Source organism: Roseovarius carneus (assembly GCF_020141465.1).
In the GTDB taxonomy this organism is placed as follows: domain Bacteria; phylum Pseudomonadota; class Alphaproteobacteria; order Rhodobacterales; family Rhodobacteraceae; genus Roseovarius; species Roseovarius carneus.
In genome coordinates this window covers 948,101-973,181 of the sequence record NZ_JAHSPD010000001.1, presented here as the reverse complement: position 1 = coordinate 973,181, position 25,081 = coordinate 948,101, and the positions used below count along the sequence as shown (strand labels likewise).

The window sequence follows — 25,081 nt, the reverse complement described above, 5'->3', positions numbered from 1 at the left end:
GAATGAGCGATTGGCTGATCTCTCTCGAAGGCACAGCGGACGGCAAAGAGCTGGCCCTGATCCTAGCTATCGTTGCCGCCTTTCTGCATGCGGTCTTCGGCGCGATCCAGAAAGGTCGGCATGATCCGTGGCTCACGCGCGGGGCGGTGGATATCAGCTATTGCCTCATGGCAGCTCCCTTCGCGTTTTTCGTCGTTCCATGGCCCGAGCCGCATATGTGGCCCATCTTCGCAGGCGCTTGGGCGCTGCACCTGATCTACAAAATTCTCCAAGCCAGCGCCTATACACGTGGCGCCTATACGGTCGTCTATCCTGTGGTGCGTGGGACTGGGCCGCTCTTTGCCGTGATCGGCGCTTACCTGATTTTCAACGAAAGCTTTACCGGCACACAATGGCTCGGCCTCGCGGTCCTTTTGGCCGGGATCTTCGGACTGGCAGTCTATAACCTCATCTACCTTCAGGCCGAGCGGGACACGCTGCCTGCGGCCCTCATCCTCGCCGTGATCACCGGCCTCTTCGTGGCGCTCTACACGACTTATGACGCCTACGGCATCCGCGCCACGGCGGACCCTTTCACCTTCCTTGCGTGGTTCTTCTTCTTCGACGGGCTGGTGATGCCAGTCTACGCCTTCTATCGCTGGCGCCGCATGCAAGATGCGCCCGCCCCCGGCCCGCTGATGGCGCGCGGGGTGATCGGCGGGGTTGTGGCGCTTGCGTCTTTCGGGTCGATCATGCTGGCCACACGGCTCGACAAGGTCGGTGAGGCCGCAGTCCTGCGCGAAACATCGACGGTCTTTGCGGCCTTCATAGGATGGTTGGTGCTCAAGGAGACGGTGGGCCCGCGACGGATTGCGCTCATGGCCTTGATTGCGATAGGGGCGGTCATAGTTGAGATGGGCGGCTGAACGATCACAGGGGAGAGACGGGACATGGCAGACAAGGAAATAAGCGGCAAGCTCAAGTCGGCGCTGGAATTCGGCCCGCTTCTGGCGTTTTTCGTGGCCTATCTCTGGCTCAAGGATAACGTCTACACGTTCGGTGGCACCGAATATGCCGGTTTCGTCGTGGTCACGGCGCTTTTCATCCCGGTCTTTTTGGTCAGCATCGCCCTCATATGGAAGCTCACCGGCCACCTGTCGCGGATGCAGGTGGTCACGGCCGTGCTCATTGTCGTCTTCGGCGGGCTCAGCGTGTGGTTCAACGATCCCAAATTCTTCAAGATGAAGCCGACAATCATCTACCTCATCTTTGGTGCCATCCTTACGTTCGGCTTGCTGCGGGGCCGCTCCTACCTGCAATCGTTGATGGAAAGCCTGATGCCGCTCACGAATGACGGCTGGATGATCCTCACGCGCCGCATCACAATCTTCTTTTTTGCCCTCGCCGCGCTGAATGAGATCATCTGGCGCACGCAGACGGAAGAAATCTGGGTCTATTTCAAGACATTCGGCCTGACCGCCGCAATCTTTCTCTTCTTCATCACCCAAGGCAAGCTGCTCAATGACCACAGCACCGAAGAAGCAGAAGACTAGCCCTTCTTCTTAGCGCAAATACTCCCGCCGGAGGCGTCACCGCTTGCCAAAAAGCACCTCCTGAGCGGCCTTGTCCTGCTTGGGTGCCATGCGCTTTTCCGCGGCAAGCGCGCGGCCCGCGATCACGCCCGGGCGTGCGCTCAGATCCTCCAGCCAGCGTGCCATATTGGGCGTTGTCGACAGATCGTGCTGCTGCCCCTCCCAGAGCGACGCCCAGCCCCAGATCGCCATATCCGCGATGGAATAAAAATCGCCTGCGACAAACGCGTGATCCGCCAACTGACGGTCCAACACACCGTAAAGCCGCGCCACCTCGGAGCGGTAACGGTCCTTGGCGTAGGGCAGATCATTGGGCGGGTCCATCAAGGGCGCGTATTTCAGGAAATGATGCGCTTGGCCCGCCATGGGCCCAAGCCCGCCCATCTGCCACATCAGCCATTGATCCACGCTCAGGCTCTCGCGCGCGGTCGAGCCATAAAACCGCCCCGTCTTGCGCGCGAGGTATTGCAGGATCGCGCCCGATTCAAAAAGGCTCACGGGCGCACCCTCCGGGCCATTCGGGTCGGTGATCGCAGGCATGCGGTTGTTCGGCGATATCTCCAGAAACTCCGGCTTGAACTGATCCCCGGCCGAGATATCCACCAGCGTGGTGACATAGGGCAGGCCCATCTCCTCCAGCGCGATGGAGATTTTCCAGCCGTTTGGCGTGGGCCAGAAATACAGGTGGATCGGGTCACTCATGGCGTTTTTCCTTTGATGTCTGCGGGGACGTCGTCTTTTGGTGCAGTGTTGACGCGGCCCGGGCTGAGGTCTAGATAAAAACTGTGGCGATTTGTTACCGGATTGCGGGCCACGTTAAATAATCCCGCTAAAGAGGTCAGGAAAAGGAACCCCCTTTCGCCGGACCGCGACGGGGGTTTTTTTGTGGGTTGCGCGCCCCGGAGGATGTGATGAGCGAGACATGGAACAAACGCACCAAAGCGGTGCATGGCGGCACGGCCCGCAGCGGCTGGGGCGAGGTGAGCGAGGCGATCTTTCTCACCCAAGGGTTCGTCTATGACAGCGCCGAGGCCGCCGAGGCCCGGTTTATCGAGGCGGGGCCGGATGAGTTCATCTATGCCCGCTACGGCAATCCCACCGTGGCAATGTTCGAGCGGCGCTTGGCGATGCTGGAAGGGGCCGAGGACGGGTTTGCCACCGCGTCTGGCATGGCGGCCGTGTCGGGCGCGCTCACGTCCATGTTGCGCGCGGGCGATCATGTGGTCGCGGCCAAGGCTCTCTTTGGCTCGTGTCTTTATGTGCTGGAGGAGATTCTGACCCGCTTTGGCGTCGACGTGACTTTCGTCGATGGCACCGATCTGGACGCGTGGTGCAGGGCGATCCGTCCCGGTACAAAATGCGTGTTTTTTGAGACTATCGCCAACCCCACTTTGGAGGTCGTGGATATCCCCGCCGTGGCCGCACTTGCCCATGCCGTGGGCGCGCTTGTGGTGATCGACAATGTCTTCGCCACGCCGGTTTACTCCCGCGCGCTTGAGCAGGGCGCCGATGTGGTGGTTTATTCCGCCACCAAACATATCGACGGGCAGGGCCGCACGCTGGGCGGGATCATCCTCGGCAGCACGGAGTTCATTCGCAAAACGGTCGAGCCTTATATGAAGCACACGGGCGGCTCAATGTCGCCTTTCACCGCTTGGGTCATGCTCAAAGGGTTGGAGACGATGGAGCTACGCGTGCGCGCGCAGACCGCCTCGGCGCTGGCTCTGACTGAGGCGCTTCAGGGTCATGCAAAGCTGGGCCGCGTCGCCTATCCCGGCCACCCAAGCCATCCGCAATACGCGCAGGCACAGCGCCTGATGGGCGCAGGCGGCACGGTGATAGCACTTGATCTGGGGGGGCAGGCCGAGGCGTTTCGCTTTCTCAACGCGCTGCAAATCGTGCTTATCTCCAACAATCTGGGGGATGCGAAATCCATCATCACCCACCCCGCCACGACAACTCACCAAAGGCTCAGCGCTGAACAGCGCGAAGCACTTGGCATCGGGCAGGGTCTGGTGCGGTTTTCCGTGGGGATCGAAGACACAAGCGACCTGATCGCGGATGTGATGCAGGCGCTGGAGGCAGTCTAGCGGGAGCCATATGCGACGGCCTATGTCGCAAATCGCGCGGCATGGTGTCGGGCGCTGCCTGAGGGTGGAGACACACCGGAGGGCCACGCCATGATCACACCCAGTCACACGCCGAATGATGCACAATTCGAGCGTATCGCCGCCTTCGGGCTTGGTCATCTTGAGGTGCCCGAGGCGGCGCTGCGCCACTGTGCGACGCTGCTGATCGACACGTTGGGCGTGGCGGCGGGAGCGGCGGGGATGCAGGCGGGGCGGATCACGCGACAATTCGCCGTCGATTACCACATGCCAGGGCCGGGCGGTGCAGCGGCAACCATGCTCTTTGACGGCAGGCGCGCGTCGATGCCCGGCGCGATCTGGGCCGTGGCGAGCCAGATCGACAATCTTGACGGGCATGACGGGTATAACCCCACGAAGGGCCATATTGGCTGCGCCGTGGTGTCCGCGCTCATTGCGCTGGCAAAGCACCGGGAGATGAGCGGGCGCGAGGCGCTGACGGCGCTTGCCATGTCCTAAGAGCTTGCGGCCCGCGCCGGGATCGCCATGCATGCCAGCGTAGCGGATTATCACACGTCGGGTGCGTGGAACGGGCTGGGCGTAGCCGCTCTGGCGTGTCGTTTGCGCGGGGCGGACGCCGGTGTGCTGCGCCATGCGCTGGGCATTGCCGAATATCACGGACCGCGCAGCCAGATGATGCGCGAGATCGACAACCCAACCATGCTGCATGACAGATCTGGGATGGGCGTGCCGCGCACCACGTCTGAGGCGCAGTATGGCCTCGCGTTCGCGATGGCGGTCCTCTTGGTGCATGGGCGCATTCTCCACTCGGGCGATGTGCATGCGCGCGGCGGGCCAGAGGCGTGGATGGATGACGCGGAAGTGGAGGCCAAGTTTTACGCCATGGCGGGCTGCCTCGCACCCGCACGCCGCCAAGCGATCTGGGCCATGCGCGACGGGCTGCTTGACCCCGAGGCGCGTTTCACCGATCTCATGGCCCATCTTTTTGCAGCCTCGGAGGCCTCATGAGCCGCACCGCCCCCCGTATTCTTATCCACAACAGCGAGACGGACACACTCGCCACACGTCTGGCCGCATCTGTGCCGGAGGCCGACATCGCAACCCATGAAAGCTATGAGGGTCTTTCGGATGTGATGGCCAAGTTCCGCCCAGACGTGGCCTATTCCGTTGCGTTCAAGGGGCGGCAAGGGTTCCCGCGTGATGCGTTTCTGGGTGCAGATGGGCCGGAATGGATCACTGTGGGTGGGGCGGGTGTGGATCATCTGGTGCCTTGGGATACGGGCGCTGTGACTGTTTGCAATTCCGCCGGCGTGGCTGCCGGGATGATGGCGGAATACACAATGGGGATGATCCTGCATTTCACGCTGGACGTGCCGGGGCTTCAGGCGGATCAGGGCGCGCGCCATTGGGAGCCACAGCGCAGGATGGTGCCGATGCAGGGCAAGACCATGCTGATCGTGGGGCTGGGCCAGAACGGGCACGCTGTGGCCCAGCGCGCAAAGGCATTCGGCTGTACCGTGATCGGCACGCGCGCACGGCCTTGCCAGATGGATCACGTGGATGAGGTGCACGCCCCTGACGCGCTCCCCGCGCTTTGGGGCCGCGCGGATTTCGTGGTCATCGCCACGCCGCTTGTGCCATCCACGCGCGGTATGGTCGATGCCGCCGCCTTCACCGCCATGAAACCAAGCGCGATCCTCGTCGATATCTCGCGCGGGGGGGTGGTAGACGGGCCGGCCTGCGCGGCCGCCATGGTGGCGGGACAGATCGCAGGGGCCGCACTTGATGTGTTTGAGGTGGAGCCATTGCCGCATGACAGCCCCATGTGGACCCTCTCCAACGTGATCGTCTCGCCGCATTGCTCGGCGGTCTATACCGAATGGGCGATGCAATCCTTCGAGCTTTTCATCGCCAATCTGGCCCGCTGGCAGGCGGGCGAGACATTGAACAACATTGTCAGCCCCGACCGGGGGTATTAACGCGTTGCGCGACATGCGCCCTGTAAATACATCATGACACGCAGACCGCTTTACCAAATGTAGCAGAGCCAAACAGACCGCCTTTAAGGAGCCGCCATGCAGGACCGTTTCACCGGGGTGATGACCCCCCTTCTCACACCCTATAACGATGATTTCAGTATCGCGGAGGACCTTTACCTCGATCACGCTTCGGCCTGTCTGGCAGGTGGTGCGCATTACCTTTCGCCCTTTGGGACAACCAGCGAAGCAACCAGCCATTCCGTGGCCGAGCGGATGCGGATGGCTGAGCTTTTGATCTCAACCGGCACCGCGCGCCCCGATCAGCTTATGCCGGGCACGGGGCTCTGCAATCTGTCTGAGACGGTGCAATTATCGCGTCATGCGGTCGAGCTTGGCTGCGCCGCAGTGATGACCTTGCCGCCATTTTTCTTCGTCGCAGCGCCTGATGAGGGGATGTATCGCTATTTCAGCACGCTGATTGAGCGCGTAGGCAGCGATACGCTGAAGATCTGCCTCTATAACATTCCACAAAATACCGGAATCGGCATATCTCCAGCGCTCGCCGCGCGCCTCAATGAGGCGTTTCCCGAGGTCGTCGCGGCCTACAAGGACAGCTCGGGTGACTGGGACAATACCGAGGCCGTGATCCGCGCGGCCCCCGGCATTTCGGTCTTTCCGGGGTCCGAGAGCATGATGTTGCGCGCAATGGCTCTGGGTGGCGGCGGGTGCATCTCGGCCAGCTGCAATTCCAACGTGATGGGTATCCGGGCGATGTATGACCTCGCCCGTGCGGGCGACATCGCGGGGGCCGAAGCGCTATTGCCGCAGATCGACGCACACCGCGCGGCGGTGCAGGGCGGCGGGCTTATCCCCGGCCTCAAGGCGCTGAAAGCGCACCAGACCGGCGATGCGCGCTGGCTTAACCTGCGCCCACCACTTTTGCCCGCCACGCTTGACATGGCCGGGCCACTGGCCGAGACGATACTGGAAGCCTAAGGCGCTGACCTGTCTGGGCAGTTCGCGAAAATCTGTGATCCGGGTTTTCGCGAACTGCTTTGATCAACCGACATGGATCAGTGTGCCAAAGAGCTTGGGATCAATGCTCTGCGCGGAGAACGTGTCACCCTCCACAAGAATACTGACCGCATCATGGCTGTGCAGGCTCTCTTGATGGCTGGCGATCACGCGGAAATCTCCGATCCGCGCGTCTGACAACAAACGCTCGCAAAAGAGCCGTGCTGCGTCCTCGACAAAGATCGGGTTGGCCGCGTTCAACTCGGCAAAGGCCTGCTCGTCCTCGCGCTTGACCATTACTTGGGTCTCTGTGGGCACGGCGGCGCGGGCATGCTCGATCAGGTCCTCGAACCACAAGACCTCGCCCTCAGTTACCTCCACCGAGATCCGCGCGACCGAGCGTTGCGAATGCGGCGTTGCCAGTTGTCCGCGCGTCTGGCGGGCATGCTCGCTCAGTTCCAGTGAGCAGGGGCAGGTCGAGGAATAGACGTAATCGAGATGCATGAACTTGCGCCGCACGCCATCCGTCTCAACCAGCTCCAGTGCGATGTCGTAATACTGGTATCCCTCCAGCCCCGAGCGCAGGGATTTCACCTTGGCCGGGTAGGAGAACCGCATCTGAATCCGCGCATCAACCGTGTCGAGATCGCTGATGTAATCATCAAGCGCTGCCTCGATCACCTCAAAGCTGAAGGTTTTCTCGGCGTGTTTGTAAAAGCTGCGCATGATTCGGGACATGTTGATGCCCTTCTTCTCGGCCTCAAGGCTGACCGTGCCTGTCACCGAGGTCTCAAGCGTCAGGTCAGATCCGTCGCGCGTATGAAAGCGGATGGGTAGGCGGAAATTCGAGATCCCCACATGCTGCAATTGCTGCTTGGAGCCACGGATGAGCGAGGTCGGACCGTTTTGCAGGTCGGGCATGGTGGCGCGATAGGCCGCGTCAGCCTCAAACTCATCTGGGTATTTACGCGACAGGCTGGGATAATTCGAGACGGCACCGCCCGGAATGAGCCGCGCAATCGCAGGCTCCAGATCGGCCACTTCTTCAGGACTTGCATCCGCGGCCCAGCGGCGCAGAACATCCAGCGCGCTTTGCGCATCATCACGATCAGGCATTTTGTGCAAATCCATGTTGTGATGGTTCATAGGCCCGGTCCTTCAGACGAGTGTGCTTGGCGCTCAAACTGAGGCCAAGCCCAAATTTTTCCACAAGTTGCATCAAGTTACGCATGGCGGTGATACATGGATCATTCTATGCGCTTGTCCAGAGCCAAGGGCCAAAATGCAAAACGCCCGCCTTTTGTGAGACGGGCGCGTCACGTTTTTTCCGCCTGAATCAACCGAAGACCGCTTCCTTGCCGAAATGTTTGGTCAGCATGTAATAGACGACGGCGCGATATTTGTTGCGCTCGGAGCGGCCATAGGTCTCCAGAACAGCGTTGATCGCTTCCATCAGGTTCGGACCATCCGGCAGACCCAGCTTCTTCATGAGGAAGTTCTCCTTCACCGTCTCAAGCTCGGACGGCTGCGAGCCGGCGACAGTCGAGGCATCCGCGTTGTAGATCGCGGGACCGCAGCCGATTGTGACCTTGGTGAGAAGGTCCATATCGGGCGTCATCCCGCATTTGTTTTTCAGATCGTCTGCGTATTGCGCGATCAGGTCATCACGTTTGCCCATAGTTCTCTCCCAATTACCAAACACGGCCCCCTTTGGACCCATCAACAAAGTAACCTCTATTGCAAGTGTCACAACAGGGAAAAATCGCAAACGCACATCAGAACGCCTAAATCGGGGGGTTTTTGGGCCTTAGGCAAGGTAATTTGCGGTTTTTTGCCAGGTTTTGAAGCAAAGAGACTTTGGCATCATTGAAAATCCACGCGGGGTTTCCCATCTGCCCAAGTTAAGCGCGGAAACTATAATCAAAAGCGCGGCTCAACAGTCCGGGGGGACACGTGATGAAAAGGCTCGACACGTCGAAAGAAACTCTGCTTGAGATGCCCTGCGGTGCTCAGCTTGATCTCGCGCGCCCGCGCAGCAGCGGCATCCTCAGCGATGCGGAGCTGGCTGTGTGTCGCAGCCACAATATCCCTCTTGCTTATGATCCCGTGCAAACAGGCTGGGTGTCGGCGCTGTGCGAGGATGACATTGAGAGTGATATGCAGCACGCCGCACCTGCGCGCCCCGTCCGCAGCCAGATTGCCCGCGCCCCTCAGGTCAACGCGCTTCACCCGCAATACCAATTGCGCGCGTGGGAACCATCTGATTTGCAAACCTATATGGCGCTGCTTGACGATGCGGACGTGTGGGCGCATCTGCCCGAGGTCTATCCTGATCCGCTCAGCGCCGATATGGCCGAGGCGCTTATTGAGCTTTCCAACGCATCGAACCACCACCGGGTGTTTGCCATCATACGCAACACCTCCATCGTCGGGCAGGTGCGGCTTCTTTATGATGTGGATGACACTGATCCGGGCGCGGCCGAGATCAGCTATTGGCTGGGCCGCGGCTTTTGGGGCAAAGGCATCGGCACGGATATCGTGACACTTTTCACCGCGCGCTGCTTTGCCGAACATGGCGGGCTGACCTCAATCATCGCGCGCGTCCGTGCGGGCAATACGGCCTCCGAGAGGGCACTTTTGAAGGCCGGATATGAGGCCGAGGGCCAAGACCCCAAAGACGCCGCCTGGACAATCTATCGCGTCCGGCGCGGCTAAGCGTCCACTGGCCTGAAACGCAAAACGCCGGGCCTTTGACAGCCCGGCGTTTTTTGTGCGGTCGCGCTTTAGTAGCGGTAATGCTCAGGCTTGTAGGGGCCCTCAGGGTTCACGCCGATATAGGCGGCTTGCTCGGGGTCCATCTTGGTCAGCTTCACGCCAATCCGGTCCAGATGCAGGCGCGCAACCTTCTCATCGAGATGCTTGGGCAGGATGTAGACACCGGGCTTATAGTCGTCGCCCTTCTGCCACAGTTCCATCTGCGCCAGAACCTGATTGGTGAAGGACGCAGACATCACGAAAGACGGGTGGCCCGTGGCGTTGCCAAGGTTCAGCAAGCGGCCCTCGGAGAGCAGGATCAGGCGGTGCCCGTTGGGCATCTCGATCATGTCCACTTGCTCTTTGATGTTGGTCCATTTGTGGTTCTTGAGGCTGGCCACCTGAATCTCGTTATCGAAATGGCCGATATTGCCGACGATGGCCATGTCCTTCATCTCGCGCATATGCTCGATGCGGATCACGTCCTTGTTGCCGGTGGTGGTGATGAAGATATCGGCGGACGACACGACATCCTCCAGCAGAACAACCTCGAATCCGTCCATTGCGGCCTGAAGCGCACAGATCGGATCTACTTCGGTCACTTTCACGCGCGCGCCCGCGCCCTGCAATGACGCAGCAGAGCCTTTGCCCACATCGCCGTACCCCATCACAACGGCAACCTTCCCGGCCATCATCGTGTCGGTCGCGCGGCGGATACCGTCCACAAGGCTCTCTTTGCAGCCATATTTATTGTCGAATTTCGATTTGGTGACGCTGTCGTTCACGTTGATCGCAGGGAAGGGCAGTTGGCCATTCTTGTGCAGCTCGTAAAGGCGGTGCACACCGGTCGTGGTCTCCTCGGAGACGCCTTGGATCGCATCGCGCGTCTTGGTGAACCAGCCGGGGCTCGCTTTCATGCGCTTGGCGATCTGTTTCTTGATCGCCTCTTCCTCTTCGGATTGCGGCACCGGGATGATCTCTTCGCCCGCCTCGGCGCGCGCGCCCAGAAGGACATAAAGCGTGGCATCGCCCCCGTCGTCGAGGATCATGTTCGCACCCTCAGCAAACATGAACGATTTGTCGAGATAGTCCCAATGCTCTTCCAGCGTCTGGCCCTTGATCGCGAAGACGGGCGTGCCACCTTCGGCAATCGCCGCCGCCGCGTGGTCCTGCGTGGAGAAGATGTTGCACGAGGCCCAGCGCACATCCGCGCCCAGCGCATTGAGCGTCTCGATGAGAACCGCCGTCTGGATGGTCATGTGCAAGCTGCCCACGATCCGCGCGCCTTTGAGGGGCTGTTCGGCACCAAATTCCTCGCGCAGCGCCATCAGGCCCGGCATCTCGGTTTCGGCGATATCCAGCTCTTTACGGCCATAGGCCGCCAAGCTTATGTCTTTTACAATATAGTCGTTGGCCATCAGGCGCGGCTCCTTGAAAATTTGGTTTGAGCGGCAGATAGCACCCGAGGCCAAAAGCGGCAATGTTTACTTGACCCAAACGCCCCAGCGTGGCGGATGCGCAGCACGGCTTGGCGCACATGCTTCAATCCGCTACCCCTTGGGGGAAACCAAGGAGACCCGCACATGCCCAAACCCCGCGCATGGCAAAAGATGCTCTCGGGCCGCAGGCTTGACCTGCTGGACCCGACTCCGGTCGATATCGAAATCGAGGACATCGCGCATGGCCTCGCTTTCGTCGCGCGCTGGAACGGGCAGACACTGGGCGATTTCGCCTATTCCGTGGCCGAACATTCGCTGCTGGTGGAGCAGATCTTCGCACGTATCGCACCCAAAGCCCCGCCCAAATGGCGTCTCGCCGCCCTCCTGCATGACGCGCCTGAATACGTGATCGGCGATATGATCTCGCCGGTGAAAGCCGCCGTGGGGCCAGATTATGACGAACTTGACCGCCGCTTGACCGCCGCGATCCATATTCGCTTCGGCCTGCCTGCTGCGATCCCCCTGGCGATCAAAAAACAAATCAAGAAGGCCGACAAGGTCAGCGCATGGATGGAAGCCACCCAGATCGCCGGGTTCGAGCGTGCGGAAGCCGACAAATTCTTCGGATGCCCCGATCCCACGCTGATGGAGGGCCTGTCGCTGCGCCTGCGCCCGCCCATGCAAGCCCGCGCAGATTACACGGCACGCACCGCCGAATTGCTGGCGGCCATGTCATGATCACGGTCGAAAAGCCAAACGCGCTGGATGCAGGCCCGATGGCAAACCTGCTCAACGCGATCATCAAAGAGGGCGGTACCACGGCCCATACCAAATCCTTGACCGCCGCCGATATGACCGAAATGATGGCATTCGCCCCCGCCCAATCGGCATGGCATATCGCGCGTGACACAGCCGGACATCTCGTCGGGTTTCAGTTTATTGAGCCGCTCAAGACCCTCCCACCCGAGGCCTGCGATATCGCCACTTTCGTGCAGATGGGCCGCACAGGGCTTGGCATCGGGTCTGCTCTTTTTACTGCCACAGCGCGGGCCGCCAAGGCGATGGGCTATGTCTGGATCAACGCCAATATCCGCGCCGATAATGAGGGCGGGTTGATCTATTACCAATCACGCGGGTTCAGGGATTATGGCCGCATAGATGGGATGACCCTTGCTTCCGGTCTCACCGTGGACAAGATCCTCAAACGCTACGATATCTGATGGGCCACTGGTTTTTTCTTGGGCTTTTTCTTGGCCCAAATACCCCCGCCGGAGGCCAGTGCGAGGACGCCCGCAAGGGCGGGTAAGCGCTGTTTCTCTAGCGCGGAGAGCGTTTTGCGAGGATGCGCTGCAACGTCCGCCGATGCATGTTCAGCCGCCGCGCCGTCTCGCTCACATTGCGGTCACACAGCTCATAGACCCGCTGGATATGCTCCCAACGCACGCGATCCGCACTCATTGGATTTTCTGGCGGCGGGGGAAGCTCATCACCCGTCGCCAAAAGCGCGTTGATGATATCCGTCGCATCCGCCGGTTTTGAAAGATAATCTGTGGCCCCGATCTTCACAGCCGCCACAGCCGTCGCAATCGCACCATACCCCGTCAGCACAACAACCCGGCTATCGGGCCGCTTCTCGCGGATCACCTCGACCACGTCCAGCCCATTGCCATCCTCAAGCCTCAGATCACAGACCGCATAGGCGGGGGGCCGCGCCGTAGCGATCGCCTTGCCGCCCGCAACCGATCCGGCGGTCTCCACGTCAAAGCCGCGTTTTTCCATGGCCTTGGCCAGACGGCGCAGAAACGGCTCATCATCATCCACCAAAAGCAGCGATTTATCCGGACCAATATTGTAACCTGTATCGCTCATTAGGCCGCCTTGTTTTCTGGTTGATTATATTAGGGTGTAGCCCGCAGCACCCCCTGCGTCAAACTGCCCGGTGCGGCCTCAACTGGCGTTTACGAAACATGCGACCTGTTCTGCCATCGCCTCTGGTCCCAGGTCACGGCGGAAGAATTCCACAAATCCACGCTCCGGCAGGGTGAGGTAGGTGAACGTCGTGTGATCCACGAGGTAATAGTCTTCCTCGCCGGGTGCGGCGGGCTGTTTGGAGTAGAATGTGCGATAGGCTTGGCTTGCCATTTTGACCTGCTCGGGCGATCCGGTGAGACCTACCATATTGGGGTGCTGGGCCGCCACGAAATCTGCAACCACTTCCGGGGTGTCGCGCTCAGGGTCGATGGAGATAAAGACGGGCTGCACGTCAAGCCCCTCTTCCTCAAGGATTTCAACCGCCACCGCATTGCGCGCCACATCCAGCGGGCAGACATCGGGGCAGAATGTATAGCCGAAATAGATCAGCGACGGTTTGGTAAGCACCTGCTCGCTTGTTACCGTGTCGCCCGCCCCGTTCACGAGGGTGAAGGGCCCACCGATGGAACTGGCTCCACCCGCGATGCTGCCTTGCTTACATTGCGCAAACTCTCCGCCGCTTTTGCCCATGGTCAGGTAATAGCTTGCCCCCAAAAGGGCGCTCACAGCGACGGTTGCGGCGATGGCAAATGTGCGGGTCATGTCGATGGGTCTCCCTGCGGCTGGGCAATGTATAATTTCTCTGTCAGGTTTATGTCATGACAGCGCAACAACAACGAGACGAAACCACGCAGATGACAAATAATTCATCCGTTCGCATCACTCCGCGCCATGGCGGGACGTGGATCAGGCTGCGAACACTGATCCTTTTGCGGTGGTGGGCCGTCTTCGGACAAATCGCCGCAATGATCATCGCAGAGCGGTATTATAACTTGAGCCTTGAGATGGAGCTTCTCTATCTGGTCATCGGCGTGTCTGTGGTGAGCAATCTTGTCGCCACGTTTGTGTTTCCTCAAAACAAGCGGCTGAGCGAGACAGAAAACCTCCTCGTGGTCTTCTTCGACATGCTTCAGCTAGGGCTGATGCTCTATCTCACGGGCGGGCTGCACAATCCGTTTTCGCTTTTGATCGTGGGCCCGGTCATTGTCTCGGCTTCGGCGCTTTCCCCGCGCTCCACGGTGCTTTTGGGTCTGACGGCGATTGTGATTGTGTCGGCACTGGTGGAGTTCCATCTCCCGCTCAGGACGGATCAAGGATTTATTCTGGAAATGCCGGATATTTTCCTTTTCGGCAATTGGGTGGCGATCACCATCGCAATTGTGTTTCTGGGGGTCTATTCCCGCTGGGTCGTGTCTGAAATTCGCGCGATGTCCGATGCGCTTCAGGCCACGCAGATGGCGCTAGCCCGTGAGCAAAAGTTGACCGATCTGGGCGGTGTCGTGGCGGCGGCGGCGCATGAGCTGGGCACACCTTTGGCCACGATCAAACTGGCCAGTTCCGAGCTTGCCGATGAGCTGGAGGAGGGCAGCGATCTGCGTGAGGATGCTCTGCTAATCCGCGAACAGGCAGACCGCTGCCGCGATATCCTGCGCTCCATGGGGCGGACCGGGAAGGACGATATCCACTTGCGCAGCGCACCTCTCACGGCAGTGGTTGAGGAGGCCGCAGAGCCCCACAGGGCCCGCGGCAAGGCGGTGCATTTCGATCACGGCGTAGGGGGTGGATCAATCTTCGATCAGCCCAATATCCTGCGCCGCCCCGAGGTGATCCATGGCCTGCGCAACCTGATCCAGAATGGCGTGGATTTTGCGCGCGATACGGTCTGGATCGAGAGCAGCTGGACAGACACGACCGTGACTCTGCGGATCATGGATAACGGGCGCGGATACCCACCCCATTTGCTGGGGCGCATCGGTGATCCGCTGATGCGGCGGCGCGGCAAGGGGGGCGATCCACAGCGCCCAGAATATGAGGGCATGGGGCTTGGCCTGTTCATCGCCAAGACATTGCTGGAGCGGTCCGGGGCCGATCTCAGCTTTGCCAACGGAGCAGACTCGTTTCGTGCGGATGAGGCCCTGTCGCCACGCACCGGCGCGTTTGTCGAGGTGGTCTGGCCGCGCAGCGCACTTGATGCGGGCGACAGCGAGATTGGGCTGGGCCTGAACCAGCCTTTCAAGGCCTGACCGCCGCAGAGACAGTTCTGCACCGAATTAACGCCTCATTAACGCGGCATTAACCATTATTGACCACCCTGCACGGTGGGACAGGATAATGGGAAGGATCGCGCATGGCCGCTTCGGCTGTTTTGCTCTGGGCCGCACTGGCGTTTTTGGCGTTGGCGGTGTCCTTCACAATGCTCTGGATGCTTGGGGTGATGTTGCCCAAGGCGCGCGCGCCACAAACCGTGCCAAAAATGCTCGACGAAGGCTGCGTATATCTCTTTCAGGACGAGCTTTTGTTCGATCACAGCGCACGCACCCTACCCATCGGCGCAAGCGTGAGTGACGCCGCACTTGAATGGTTTGATCTCAAAACATGGCTTGAGCCCCGGTTTCAGGGTTTGCCCTTGCGGCTCGACGATCTGGAGGACGATACGGGTCTGGTGATCCCCGCGCGCGCAGATGATGCAGATAATGACGTCGGCGAAATCATCCTCGCGCGCTCGGGACGCGCCACTCGCATCACACTGACCGACCCGCCCCATGATCACCCTGATGAGCGGCATGGCACGCTCTGCGCCCAAGCCGAACTCAGCGATTTGATCGAGGCGTTTGACGCAGCCCCCAACCCGATTTGGAAAACCTCCACTGACGGCGCGGTTCTTTGGACAAACAGCGCCTGCGCCCGCCTGTTTAACACGGCTTTCCTCAAGGGGCATGTCGCCATCCCACCCGCGGGCGAGACGAAAGCCACACGCATCGCCGTCCCCCATGAGGGCAGCACACACCAGACATGGTATGATATCCACTCCACCGCGCGCGCGCAGGTCGTGCTGCACCATGCGACGGATGTGACCAAGATCGTGCGCGCCGAATCGGTGCAGAAGCATTTCGTCCAGACCCTGACCAAGACATTCGCCTATCTCACCATCGGCCTTGCAGTGTTCGATCGCAAACGGCAGTTGGCGCTGTTTAATCCCGCCCTGATGGATCTGACATCGCTCCCCGTGGATTTTTTGAGCGGACAGCCGGACCTGATGAGTTTCTTCGACAACCTGCGCAATCGCAATGTCATGCCCGAGCCGCGCAGCTATGCGTCGTGGCGCGCGCAGATCAACGAGGTGATCGATGCCGCCGAAGGGGGACTCTATCAGGAGACATGGACCCTGCCCAATGATGTGACCTACCGCGTCACGGGCAGGCCGCATCCCGATGGGGCAGTCGCATTTCTTTTTGAGGATATCTCCGCCGAAGTGATGCTCGCCCAGCGCTACCGCGCGCAGCTCGACCTGCGCCAATCCGCGCTCGACACCCTGCCCGAGGCGGTCATGGTCATCGGCCCCAACAACATGCTGGCGTTCTGCAACAGCGCTACTACCGCATTTTTGGGGATCGACCCCGATAGCAGCTTTGCCGATATGTCCGTGGCCGATCTGATCAGTGTGTGCCGGGAACGCTTTGAAGTGCCCGCGCTCTGGGCCAGCATCGAGGCGGCATTACGCCAACGCACGCTTGATACCCCCCTGCACCAGACCGTTGAAACGTCACCCTGCCACAGTATTAATGCACGGGTCGAGGTGCTGCCCGGTGGCGCTCGTATGTTGATCCTTTTGAGCCATAGACCGGCCCAGACACCCGCACCGGCACCCGCACCGGCAATCTAGCGGCGATGGGTGGTTGCAGGCGGCGGTGGCGCGTGTAACCTCGCGCCCATGATGATCACGCGCCGCACCCATATCCTTGCCAGCCCCGAAGCCACATGCGCGTTTGCGCGCGCGCTCGGGGCGCGGCTTGGGCCGGGTGACGTGATCGCGCTGGAGGGTGATATCGGCGCAGGCAAGACCCATTTTTCCCGCTGCCTGATCCAGAGCCTACTGGCCGCACCCGAGGACGTGCCGTCGCCCACCTACACGTTGGTGCAGACTTATCCCGGCACAGGCTTTGAGATTTGGCACGCCGATCTTTACCGCCTGACAGGGCCTTCTGAAGTGTTCGAGCTAGGCCTCATTGATGCATTCGAGACGGAAGTTTGCCTTGTGGAATGGCCCGACAGGCTGGGGGATCTCGCGCCGGAGACGGCGCTCTGGATGCGTCTCACTCAAGGTAGAGATGAAAACACGCGGGAGGCTAGCCTGCACTGGTCCGATCCCAAATGGGATACCGCGCTGAAAGGGCTTCTCACATGACCGACCGGATGGAATTGGCACGTGCCTTTGTGGCGCAAACCGACTGGGCCGCAGCGGAGTGGGCCCCTCTGGCCGGGGATGCGTCAAACAGGCGGTATCTGCGGCTCCATATGGGCGGGCAAAGCGCCGTTTTGATGGACGCTCCGCCCGAGCGTGGCGAGGATGTCGTGCCGTTCATCACCATCGCGGAGCATCTGGAAAGCCTCGGCCTCAGCGCGCCGCGCATTTTAGCGCAGGACAGGGCGCAGGGCTTCTTGCTTCTCGAAGATTTGGGCGATGACCTTTACGCCCGCGTTCTGGCGCGCGCGCCCGAGCATGAGCATACGCTCTACACCGCCGCTGTCGCCGCCCTCGCCCATCTGCATGACGCACCTCCGCCGGACGCTTTGCCAAACTACAGTCCCGCGATGATGGCCGACCTCGCCGCCCTCGCCTTTGATTGGTATGCAGGCACGCCCCAAAGCGATGAGCGCCACGCGGCGCGGGATGTGATGCAGGGCTTGCTGGAGAGCCATGCCGCTGACGCTGATGTCTTGATCCAGCGAGACTATCACGCGGAAAACCTGCTCTGGCTGCCGGAGCGCACAGGCGTCGCGCGCGTGGGTCTGCTGGATTTTCAGGACGCGATGGCCGGGCACAGGGCCTATGACCTCGTCTCGCTGCTTCAGGATGCCCGCCGCGATGTGCCCCCCAAGACTGAGACCGCGATGATCGCGCATTACCTGTCGTTAACCGGGCTTGATCCCGCGTGTTTCGATGTTGCCTACCACGTGCTGGGCGCTCAGCGAAACCTGCGCATCATCGGCGTTTTTGCCCGCCTCTGCCTACGCGATGGCAAGGCGCATTACGCGGGTCTCATCCCCCGCGTCTGGGCCTTGCTTCAGCGTGATCTGGGCCATCCAGCATTAGCCGAATTGCGGCCGTTGATTGTAGCACACTTGCCCAAACCAACGCCCAAATTCCTCACAACCATCACAATGCGGAGCGGCACATGCCCTACCCCGTGATGCTCTTTGCCGCAGGTTTCGGCACCCGGATGGGCGCGCTGACGGCAGACCGGCCAAAGCCACTGATCGGAGTGGCGGGGCGCACCCTTTTGGATCATGCGCTGAGCCTTGCCCGATATGCCGAAGCGCCCAAAATCGTGGTGAATGCCCATTACAAGGCGGACCAGATTACGGACCACCTTCGGGGGCAGGACGTCGAAGTGCTGATAGAGCAGCCCGATATTCTCGACACCGGCGGCGGGCTTAAGGCCGCGCGCGCCAGCCTCGGGGCAGGGCCGGTCTTTACCCTCAACACCGATGCTGTTTGGGCCGGGCCGAACCCGCTGACCCTGCTGGCCGAGATGTGGGAGCCGCAGATGGATGCGCTTTTGCTCTGCCTGCCGCCCGCGCAGGCGATTGGCCATGCGGGTGCCGGGGATTTCACCCTTACTGATGGGCGGCTCAGCCGTGGGCCGGGCCTCGTCTATTCCGGTGCGCAGCTTATCCGGCCCGAGGTTCTGGACAGCGTCCCAGAGCGCATCTTTTCCATGAACGTCGCGTGGGACATCTTGCTGAAACGCGGTGCGTTGCATGGCTGCACCTATCCCGGCGCGTGGTGCGATGTGGGCCATCCCGGCGGCATCACGCTGGCCGAAGACATGCTGGCGCGCCATGTTTGAGCCCAGCACCACCCCACGTGTGTTCGGCCTGCCGCCTGGTGCGGATTTCCCCAAAGAGCTGATCGCGGGGCTTGAGACGCATCTTGCGGGCCAGCCACCTGCGGCATGGGCCAAGGTCGAGCTGATCGTGAACACGCGCCGGATGGCGCGGCGCATACGGGCGCTCTTTGACCAAGGCCCGCCGCGCCTTTTGCCCCGCATCCGCCTCCTGTCGGATCTGGGCACTGAATGGGGCGCGGCCCATATCCCGCCCCCTGTTCCTGCCCTGCGCCAACAGCTTGAGCTGATCCAGCTGATCGCGCGCCTTCTGGACAGCCAGCCGGGCCTTGCGCCGCGCGCGGCCCTCTATGATTTGGCCGATAGCCTTGCGGCCCTGATGGATGAGATGCAGGGCGAGGGGGTGGAGCCTGCGGCGCTTGATCGGCTGGATATCTCGGACCAATCGGGCCATTGGGAGCGCATCCGCGCCTTTCTCGGCATCGTGCAACATTTCAGTGCGGCCAAGGACGCTCCCGGACATGAGGCCCGGCAGCGCCGCGTGATTGAAGAACGGGTTGCAGCATGGAAAAGCGCGCCGCCCGAGCACCCTGTGATCCTCGCAGGCTCCACCGGGTCGCGGGGCGCCACACAGCTTTTGATGCAGGCGGTGGCGGGGCTGCCCCAAGGGGCCGTGATCCTACCGGGCTATGATTTCAACATGCCAAACAGGGTCTGGGACGCTCTCGGCGATGCGATGCTTTCGGAGGATCATCCGCAATATCGCTTTGCTCAGCTGCGCCGCGTGCTGGGAATCACGCAGGTGGCTGAATGGACCTCCACGCCCGCACCAAGTCCTGTCCGCGCACGCGTCCTGTCGCTCGCCCTGCGGCCTGCTCCGATCACCGACCAATGGCTCAGCGAAGGGCCAAACCTGCCCGATCTGGAGCTGGCGATGGAGGGCGTGACGCTGCTGGAGGCCCCAAGCCAGCGGGCCGAGGCCGTGGCCATCGCGATGCGCCTGCGCCAAGCCGCCGAGGACGGGACCACCGCCGCGCTCATCACACCCGATCGCGGCCTGACCCGGCAGGTCTCTGCCGCGCTGGACCGTTGGGGGATCATCCCGGATGACAGCGCGGGCACGCCCCTGCACCTCTCACCGCCCGGCCGTTTCCTGCGCCATGTGGCCGAGCTTGGGCGCACGCGGCTCACGGCAGCCGATTTGCTGACGCTGCTGAAACACCCACTGACCCATACAGGCGCGGAGCGGGGCGAGCATCTCCTGCTCACCCGCGCGCTTGAGCTTCACCTTAGGCGACATGGGCCACCATACCCCGAGGCGGCGGACCTCATCACATGGGCCGCTGGAGAAAAGCACCCCATGGCGGAGGGCTGGGCCGCTTGGATCGGTAGCACGTTCTGCGGGCAGGAGATTGAGGCGGAACAGTCTCTAACTTGGCAGATTATTACCCATATTACGCGTGCCGAGGCGATTGCGGCAGGTAGCGGAAGCCCCGATGCAACGGAGCTTTGGGCCAAGGATGCAGGCCGCAAAACACGCGCCGTGATGGACAGTCTGAGCGCAGAGGCCGCCTATGGCGGGACGATGACAGCCGCAGATTACGCGACACTCGTTGCCGCCCTTCTGGCCAAAGGTGAGGCGCGCGGCACGGAGGATGCGCATCCCGGCATCCTGATCTGGGGCACGCTGGAGGCGCGAGTGCAGGGGGCGGATCTCTTGATCCTCGCGGGATTGAACGAAGGCACATGGCCCGCCGCGCCCAGCCCCGATCCCTGGTTGAACCGCGAGTTGCGCCACCGGGCCGGGCTTTTGCTGCCCGAACGGCGGATCGGCCTCGCGGCGCATGATTTTCAGCAAGCGGCCTGCGCGCGGGAGGTCTGGATCACCCGCTCCATCCGCTCGGATGAGGCGGAAACGGTGGTGTCGCGCTGGGTCAACAGGCTTCAGAACCTCCTTGACGGCCTGCCTGACCAAGGCGGCAAGCGGGCGCTTGACCAGATGCGCGCACGCGGGCAGGCGTGGCTGGAGAAGGCCGCGCTCTTGGAGGCCCCTGAACAGGCAGCGCCCGCCCTGCGCCCCGCGCCCTGCCCGCCCCTTGCGGCGCGACCAAACCGGCTGAGCGTGACCGAAATCAAGCGGCTCATCCGTGACCCTTATGCGATCTATGCAAAACATACGCTGCGCCTGCGCCCTCTCAACCCCCTGATGCAGGCGCCTGATGCCCTCCTCAGGGGGATCGTTCTGCACAAGGTTCTTGAAGATTTCATCCGCGAATCCGTCTCTGATCCAGCCCAACTCACCCCAGAGGCCTTGATCGCCAAGGCTCGCGTAATGCTGGAGACCCATGTGCCTTGGGCGGAGGCGCGCGCAATGTGGCTCGCGCGGCTCGCGCGCGTGGCTGAGTGGTTCATCGAGACCGAAGAGGCCCGCCGTACCCTTGCCACCCCAACTGAGTTTGAGGCCAAAGGGGCCGCCGAGATGGCCGATCTGGGATTCACCCTCGTGGCCAATGCGGACCGGATTGATCTCGATGCCAACGGTCAGCTGCATATTTTTGACTACAAAACCGGCACCCCACCCAGCAAGAAGGAGCAGGAGGTGTTCGACAAACAGCTTCTGCTGGAGGCCGCCATTGCCGAGGCGAGCGGTTTTGGCGCGCTTGCCCCGGCCAAAGTGGCCCGCGCGCTCTATATCGGGCTGGGCAGCACGCCAAAGGAAATGCCCGCCCCGCTGGACGATGTGCCGCCCGCGCAGACCTGGGCAGAGCTACGCGAATTGATCGCTGCGTACCGCGATATCAGGCTCGGATACACCGCAAGACGCGCTCTCAAGTCCAAAAAGGATATCAGCGATTACGACGGTCTGTCGCGGTTTGGCGAGTGGGATATCACCGATACACCTGTGAAATTGCCGCTATGACCGCCCCCGACACAGCCACCCAGCGCCAGATTGATGCCGCCCGCCCGGACCGCTCCACTTGGCTGTCGGCCAATGCCGGATCGGGCAAAACAAAGGTGCTGACCGACCGGGTGGCGCGGCTCTTGTTGGATCAGGTGCAGCCGCAAAACGTCCTTTGCTTGACTTACACCAAGGCAGCGGCAAGCGAGATGCAGAACCGGCTTTTTGCGCGGCTCGGTGCATGGGCGATGCTGAATGACGCGGCGCTAAGCGATGAGTTGCGCGCGCTTGGCATTGAGACCGCTCTGGACGCGGAAGCGCTGCGTGCTGCGCGCAGGCTTTTTGCCCGCGCGATCGAAGCGCCCGGCGGGCTGAAGATTCAGACGATCCACTCGTTTTGCGCGGCTCTGCTCAGGCGGTTCCCTCTTGAGGCGGGCGTGAGCCCCCAATTTGTCGAGATGGAGGAGAGAACATCGACCCTTCTGCGCGCCGAGATCATTGAGCAGATCGCCGCAGGCCCCGAGGCAGGCGTGCTCTACGATTTGGCCGAGATCTATACCGGCGAGACGCTGGACGAACTCACCCGCGACATCGCCAGCCGCGCGCCAGATTTTGAGCGGCCACGCACCGATGCAGGGCTGGCGCGGGCGGTGGGGCTGGCGCCAGATATGACTGAGGCACAACTTCTCAAAGAGGTGTTTCTGGGCGGTGAGATGGCAATGATTGCAAGGCTTTGTACCCATTTGAAGGGCGGCGGCGTTCAGGACCAAAAAGCAGGCGAGCGGCTTGCCAAGATCGCAGCCCCCGGCTTGGCCGCTTTGCCCATTTTGGAAACCGTGCTGCTGACGGGTGCGGGCGCAAAAGAGCCGTTTTGCGGCAAGATCGACGCCTTCCCAAGCAAGCCTACGCGTGCAAAAATGACCGACATGCAAGACGCGCTTAACGCGCTTATCTTGCGGGTGGAGGCCGCGCGGCCCACGCGCCTCGCGCTCAAGGCGCTAACTCAAACCAAAGCGCTGCACCGGTTTGCCCAAGTCTTTCTGCCTGCTTACGCGGCTGCGAAAGAGGCGCATGGCTGGCTTGATTTCGACGATTTGATCCTGCGCGCAAAGGCCCTTCTGACCCGCTCTGATGTGGCCGCTTGGGTGCTCTACCGGCTTGATGGCGGGATCGACCATATCCTCGTGGACGAGGCGCAGGATACCAGCCCGACCCAGTGGCAGGTGATTGACCGCCTCGCGCAGGAATTTACCAGTGGGCAAGGCGCACGGGACGTGCCGCGCACAATCTTTGTCGTTGGCGATAAGAAACAGTCGATCTACTCGTTTCAGGGCGCGGACCCGCGCGAGTTTGACCGGATGCAGCGCGACTTTTCTGAGCGGCTGGAGAATGCCGGAACGCCGCTGCAAAGCCAGCAGTTGGAGCATTCCTTCCGGTCCTCCGCCGCGATCCTGAGCGTGGTGGATGCCACGTTTGACGGGCGCGAAGAGAGCGGTTTTGCACCGGATCAGAGCCACATGGCGTTCAAATATGCCCTGCCCGGACGGGTCGACATCTGGCCCGTCGCCGAGCCTGAGGAGGTGGAGGACGACCCGCCTTGGCACGCGCCCGTGGACGTGACCGCGCCCAATGATCCCGCCGTTCTTTTGGCCGAGCGGGTGGCGGCGAATATCCAATCCATGATCATCGGCGCACAGGCCATCCCCGATGGCAAAGGCGCGATGCGCCCGGTGCAGCCCGGAGATTTCCTGATCCTCGTGCAGCGCCGATCCGAGATTTTTCATGAGATAATCCGCGCCTGCAAGGCCGCCGATCTGCCCATCGCGGGCGCCGACCGGCTGAAGGTTGCCGGGGAGTTGGCAGTCAAGGATCTGGCCGCACTTTTGAGCTTTCTGGCCACGCCTGAGGATGATCTGTCGCTGGGCACGGCGCTACGCTCGCCGCTTTTTGGTTGGGACGAGGCCGCGCTCTATGATCTTGCGCATAACCGGACGCAGAAATTCCTCTGGCCCGCGCTGCGTGACCGTGCGGCGGAATTCCCTGAGACACTGCGCGTCTTGCGTGACCTGTTGGGGCAAGCGGATTTCCTCAGGCCGTATGAACTGATCGAGCGGATTCTCACGCGCCATGACGGACGGCGCAAGCTGCTCGGGCGGCTGGGGGGCGAGGCAGAGGACGGGATTGACGCGCTCCTGTCGCAGGCGCTGGCCTATGAGCGGCGCTCGGTCGATAGCCTGACGGGGTTCCTAACATGGATGGAGACCGACGATCTGACCATCAAACGCCAGATGGACAGCTCCGGCGACCGGATCCGCGTGATGACCGTGCATGGGGCCAAGGGGCTGGAATCACCTATCGTTATCCTGCCCGATACGGCGGAGCGGGTGCAAAAGCGGCGGGGGCAGATTTTGAGCGATGGGGATGTACCGCTTTGGCGGCCCCGCGCACAAGAAGCGCCTGCCGCACTTTCAGATTCGCTGAGCGATGAGAAGGCCCGCGAGGCGGCTGAGGAGGATCGGCTTCTTTACGTTGCGATGACGCGGGCGGAGACATGGCTGATCGCGGCCTGCGTAAAACCGCAAAAGGGCAGTGGTGCGGGCTGGTTCGAGAAGATTGAGGCGGGCGCGCAACGTGCGGGGGCCATGCCGATGATCTTTGACGGGGCCGAAGGGTTGCGCTTGGAGCATGGCGATTGGGCCGAGACCGTTTCTGGTTTTTCCGCAGATGCACCCGAACCGCCCCAACCCCTTGCCGCTTGTTTCACTCAGCCTGCCGCCCTGCCCGCACCGTTGCCCGAGGCGATCACCCCCTCCGAGCTTGGCGGGGCCAAGGCCCTCCCCGGTGACGCAGGCCTGGACGAGGAGAGCGCCAAGCGGCGTGGGCGGCAAATGCACCTTCTTCTGGAGGTTTTGCCGACCGCGCCAGACGCCGAGTGGTCCAGTATCGCCCAGCGCCTTTTTCTGCGCGGCCCTGATGCAGCGGAGGCCGCAGAGCTGCCCGGCCTGCTGGAGGAAGCCACGCGCGCGCTCAAATCCCCCAACCTCGCGGAGCTCTTTGCGCCCGGCACGCTGGCCGAGGTGGCGGTAACCGCCCCCCTGCCCCACGGGCGGCTGCACGGGATCATTGATCGGCTCGTCATCACCGACACAATGGTGCGAATCGTCGACTTCAAAACCAATGCCGAGGTGCCTACCACACCCGAAGCCTGCCCTGAGGGGATCTTGCGGCAGATGGGGGCCTATGCCGCAGCGCTGGCACAGATCTATCCAAGCCACGGAATCGAAACGGCGATCCTGTGGACACGCACCACCAATCTGATGGTGTTGCCACACGATCTTGTGACAGATGCTCTTGGCCGCACCCAGATATCTTGACCTTCGCGCGCGCCCTACCTAGGTTCGGCCCCTGAAACGCGAACCCCTTGAGGAGTGAAAACC

At 61.7% G+C, this 25,081-nt stretch carries 23 protein-coding genes and 1 riboswitch; of the genes, 17 read left to right on the top strand and 6 right to left on the bottom strand.

Annotated features, from left to right (window positions below):
• The first annotated feature begins 2 nt into the window (after window positions 1-2).
• Entirely contained in the window at window positions 3-905 is a 903-nt protein-coding gene (locus KUD11_RS04790; RefSeq protein ID WP_109386127.1) for an EamA family transporter, read from the top strand.
• 24 nt (window positions 906-929) lie between these two features.
• The gene (locus tag KUD11_RS04785; protein ID WP_109386129.1) at window positions 930-1,532 is read left to right on the top strand and encodes an inner membrane-spanning protein YciB; all 603 of its coding nucleotides are present in this window, start codon (window positions 930-932) and stop codon (window positions 1,530-1,532) included.
• 36 nt (window positions 1,533-1,568) lie between these two features.
• On the opposite strand, the gene KUD11_RS04780 is transcribed toward KUD11_RS04785, so the two are convergent.
• Window positions 1,569-2,273, bottom strand: coding sequence for a glutathione S-transferase N-terminal domain-containing protein (locus KUD11_RS04780; RefSeq protein WP_109386131.1), 705 nt, complete (start codon window positions 2,271-2,273; stop codon window positions 1,569-1,571).
• 73 nt (window positions 2,274-2,346) lie between these two features.
• Window positions 2,347-2,425: riboswitch (SAM riboswitch) on the top strand.
• Window positions 2,426-2,482: 57 nt separating this feature from the next.
• Between KUD11_RS04780 and metZ the strand changes: the two genes are divergently transcribed.
• The 5 genes from metZ to KUD11_RS04755 all read left to right on the top strand — a co-directional run bounded on the left by metZ (window position 2,483) and on the right by KUD11_RS04755 (window position 6,654).
• Window positions 2,483-3,661 (top strand): O-succinylhomoserine sulfhydrylase, encoded by a 1,179-nt coding sequence (gene metZ / locus KUD11_RS04775; RefSeq protein WP_109386133.1) that lies wholly within the window; start codon window positions 2,483-2,485, stop codon window positions 3,659-3,661.
• Between the two features lie 90 nt (window positions 3,662-3,751).
• Window positions 3,752-4,177 (top strand): MmgE/PrpD family protein, encoded by a 426-nt coding sequence (locus KUD11_RS04770; RefSeq protein WP_224380149.1) that lies wholly within the window; start codon window positions 3,752-3,754, stop codon window positions 4,175-4,177.
• 27 nt (window positions 4,178-4,204) lie between these two features.
• Window positions 4,205-4,687, top strand: coding sequence for a hypothetical protein (locus KUD11_RS04765; RefSeq protein ID WP_224380148.1), 483 nt, complete (start codon window positions 4,205-4,207; stop codon window positions 4,685-4,687).
• Window positions 4,684-5,658, top strand: a complete 975-nt coding sequence (locus KUD11_RS04760; protein ID WP_109386135.1) for a D-2-hydroxyacid dehydrogenase — start codon at window positions 4,684-4,686, stop codon at window positions 5,656-5,658. The genes KUD11_RS04765 and KUD11_RS04760 overlap by 4 nt, the downstream gene beginning before the upstream one ends.
• A gap of 96 nt (window positions 5,659-5,754) precedes the next feature.
• Window positions 5,755-6,654, top strand: coding sequence for a dihydrodipicolinate synthase family protein (locus tag KUD11_RS04755; RefSeq protein WP_109386137.1), 900 nt, complete (start codon window positions 5,755-5,757; stop codon window positions 6,652-6,654).
• 63 nt (window positions 6,655-6,717) lie between these two features.
• On the opposite strand, the gene folE2 is transcribed toward KUD11_RS04755, so the two are convergent.
• Window positions 6,718-7,818 carry a GTP cyclohydrolase FolE2 gene (gene folE2, locus KUD11_RS04750; RefSeq protein WP_109386139.1) on the bottom strand — a complete coding sequence of 367 codons (1,101 nt, stop codon included), beginning with the start codon at window positions 7,816-7,818 and terminating at the stop codon, window positions 6,718-6,720.
• 190 nt (window positions 7,819-8,008) lie between these two features.
• The gene (locus tag KUD11_RS04745; protein WP_109386141.1) at window positions 8,009-8,350 is read right to left on the bottom strand and encodes a DUF2853 family protein; all 342 of its coding nucleotides are present in this window, start codon (window positions 8,348-8,350) and stop codon (window positions 8,009-8,011) included.
• Between the two features lie 278 nt (window positions 8,351-8,628).
• Between KUD11_RS04745 and KUD11_RS04740 the strand changes: the two genes are divergently transcribed.
• Window positions 8,629-9,387, top strand: coding sequence for a GNAT family N-acetyltransferase (locus tag KUD11_RS04740; RefSeq protein ID WP_109386143.1), 759 nt, complete (start codon window positions 8,629-8,631; stop codon window positions 9,385-9,387).
• A 68-nt stretch (window positions 9,388-9,455) separates the two neighbouring features.
• On the opposite strand, the gene ahcY is transcribed toward KUD11_RS04740, so the two are convergent.
• Entirely contained in the window at window positions 9,456-10,844 is a 1,389-nt protein-coding gene (gene ahcY, locus KUD11_RS04735) for an adenosylhomocysteinase (RefSeq protein ID WP_109388225.1), read from the bottom strand.
• A gap of 165 nt (window positions 10,845-11,009) precedes the next feature.
• Between ahcY and KUD11_RS04730 the strand changes: the two genes are divergently transcribed.
• Together KUD11_RS04730 and KUD11_RS04725 are read left to right on the top strand one after the other, a co-directional pair.
• Entirely contained in the window at window positions 11,010-11,603 is a 594-nt protein-coding gene (locus tag KUD11_RS04730; RefSeq protein ID WP_109386145.1) for an HD domain-containing protein, read from the top strand.
• On the top strand, window positions 11,600-12,085 hold the full coding sequence (locus tag KUD11_RS04725) for a GNAT family N-acetyltransferase (protein ID WP_109386147.1): 486 nt from the start codon (window positions 11,600-11,602) through the stop codon (window positions 12,083-12,085). The genes KUD11_RS04730 and KUD11_RS04725 overlap by 4 nt, the downstream gene beginning before the upstream one ends.
• A 97-nt stretch (window positions 12,086-12,182) precedes the next feature.
• Here KUD11_RS04725 and KUD11_RS04720 read toward each other — a convergent pair whose 3' ends face one another.
• Complete coding sequence (locus KUD11_RS04720; protein ID WP_109386149.1) at window positions 12,183-12,734, bottom strand: ActR/PrrA/RegA family redox response regulator transcription factor; 552 nt, start codon at window positions 12,732-12,734, stop codon at window positions 12,183-12,185.
• 78 nt (window positions 12,735-12,812) lie between these two features.
• The gene (locus KUD11_RS04715; protein WP_109386151.1) at window positions 12,813-13,439 is read right to left on the bottom strand and encodes an SCO family protein; all 627 of its coding nucleotides are present in this window, start codon (window positions 13,437-13,439) and stop codon (window positions 12,813-12,815) included.
• Between the two features lie 92 nt (window positions 13,440-13,531).
• On the opposite strand from KUD11_RS04715, the gene regB reads away from it, so the two are divergent.
• From regB to addA, 7 genes are all read left to right on the top strand, one after another.
• On the top strand, window positions 13,532-14,920 hold the full coding sequence (regB, locus tag KUD11_RS04710; RefSeq protein WP_109386153.1) for a sensor histidine kinase RegB: 1,389 nt from the start codon (window positions 13,532-13,534) through the stop codon (window positions 14,918-14,920).
• Window positions 14,921-15,024: 104 nt separating this feature from the next.
• A complete protein-coding gene (locus KUD11_RS04705) occupies window positions 15,025-16,560 on the top strand; it encodes a PAS-domain containing protein (RefSeq protein ID WP_109386155.1) in 1,536 nt (511 codons plus the stop codon).
• A gap of 48 nt (window positions 16,561-16,608) precedes the next feature.
• Window positions 16,609-17,082 carry a tRNA (adenosine(37)-N6)-threonylcarbamoyltransferase complex ATPase subunit type 1 TsaE gene (gene tsaE / locus KUD11_RS04700; protein WP_109386157.1) on the top strand — a complete coding sequence of 158 codons (474 nt, stop codon included), beginning with the start codon at window positions 16,609-16,611 and terminating at the stop codon, window positions 17,080-17,082.
• The gene (locus KUD11_RS04695) at window positions 17,079-18,089 is read left to right on the top strand and encodes an aminoglycoside phosphotransferase family protein (protein WP_109386159.1); all 1,011 of its coding nucleotides are present in this window, start codon (window positions 17,079-17,081) and stop codon (window positions 18,087-18,089) included. Before tsaE ends, KUD11_RS04695 begins: the two co-directional genes overlap by 4 nt.
• Window positions 18,074-18,748, top strand: coding sequence for a nucleotidyltransferase family protein (locus KUD11_RS04690; RefSeq protein ID WP_109386161.1), 675 nt, complete (start codon window positions 18,074-18,076; stop codon window positions 18,746-18,748). Before KUD11_RS04695 ends, KUD11_RS04690 begins: the two co-directional genes overlap by 16 nt.
• The gene (gene addB / locus KUD11_RS04685; RefSeq protein ID WP_109386163.1) at window positions 18,741-21,665 is read left to right on the top strand and encodes a double-strand break repair protein AddB; all 2,925 of its coding nucleotides are present in this window, start codon (window positions 18,741-18,743) and stop codon (window positions 21,663-21,665) included. Before KUD11_RS04690 ends, addB begins: the two co-directional genes overlap by 8 nt.
• The gene (addA, locus tag KUD11_RS04680; protein ID WP_109386165.1) at window positions 21,662-25,018 is read left to right on the top strand and encodes a double-strand break repair helicase AddA; all 3,357 of its coding nucleotides are present in this window, start codon (window positions 21,662-21,664) and stop codon (window positions 25,016-25,018) included. Before addB ends, addA begins: the two co-directional genes overlap by 4 nt.
• Window positions 25,019-25,081 lie beyond the last annotated feature (63 nt).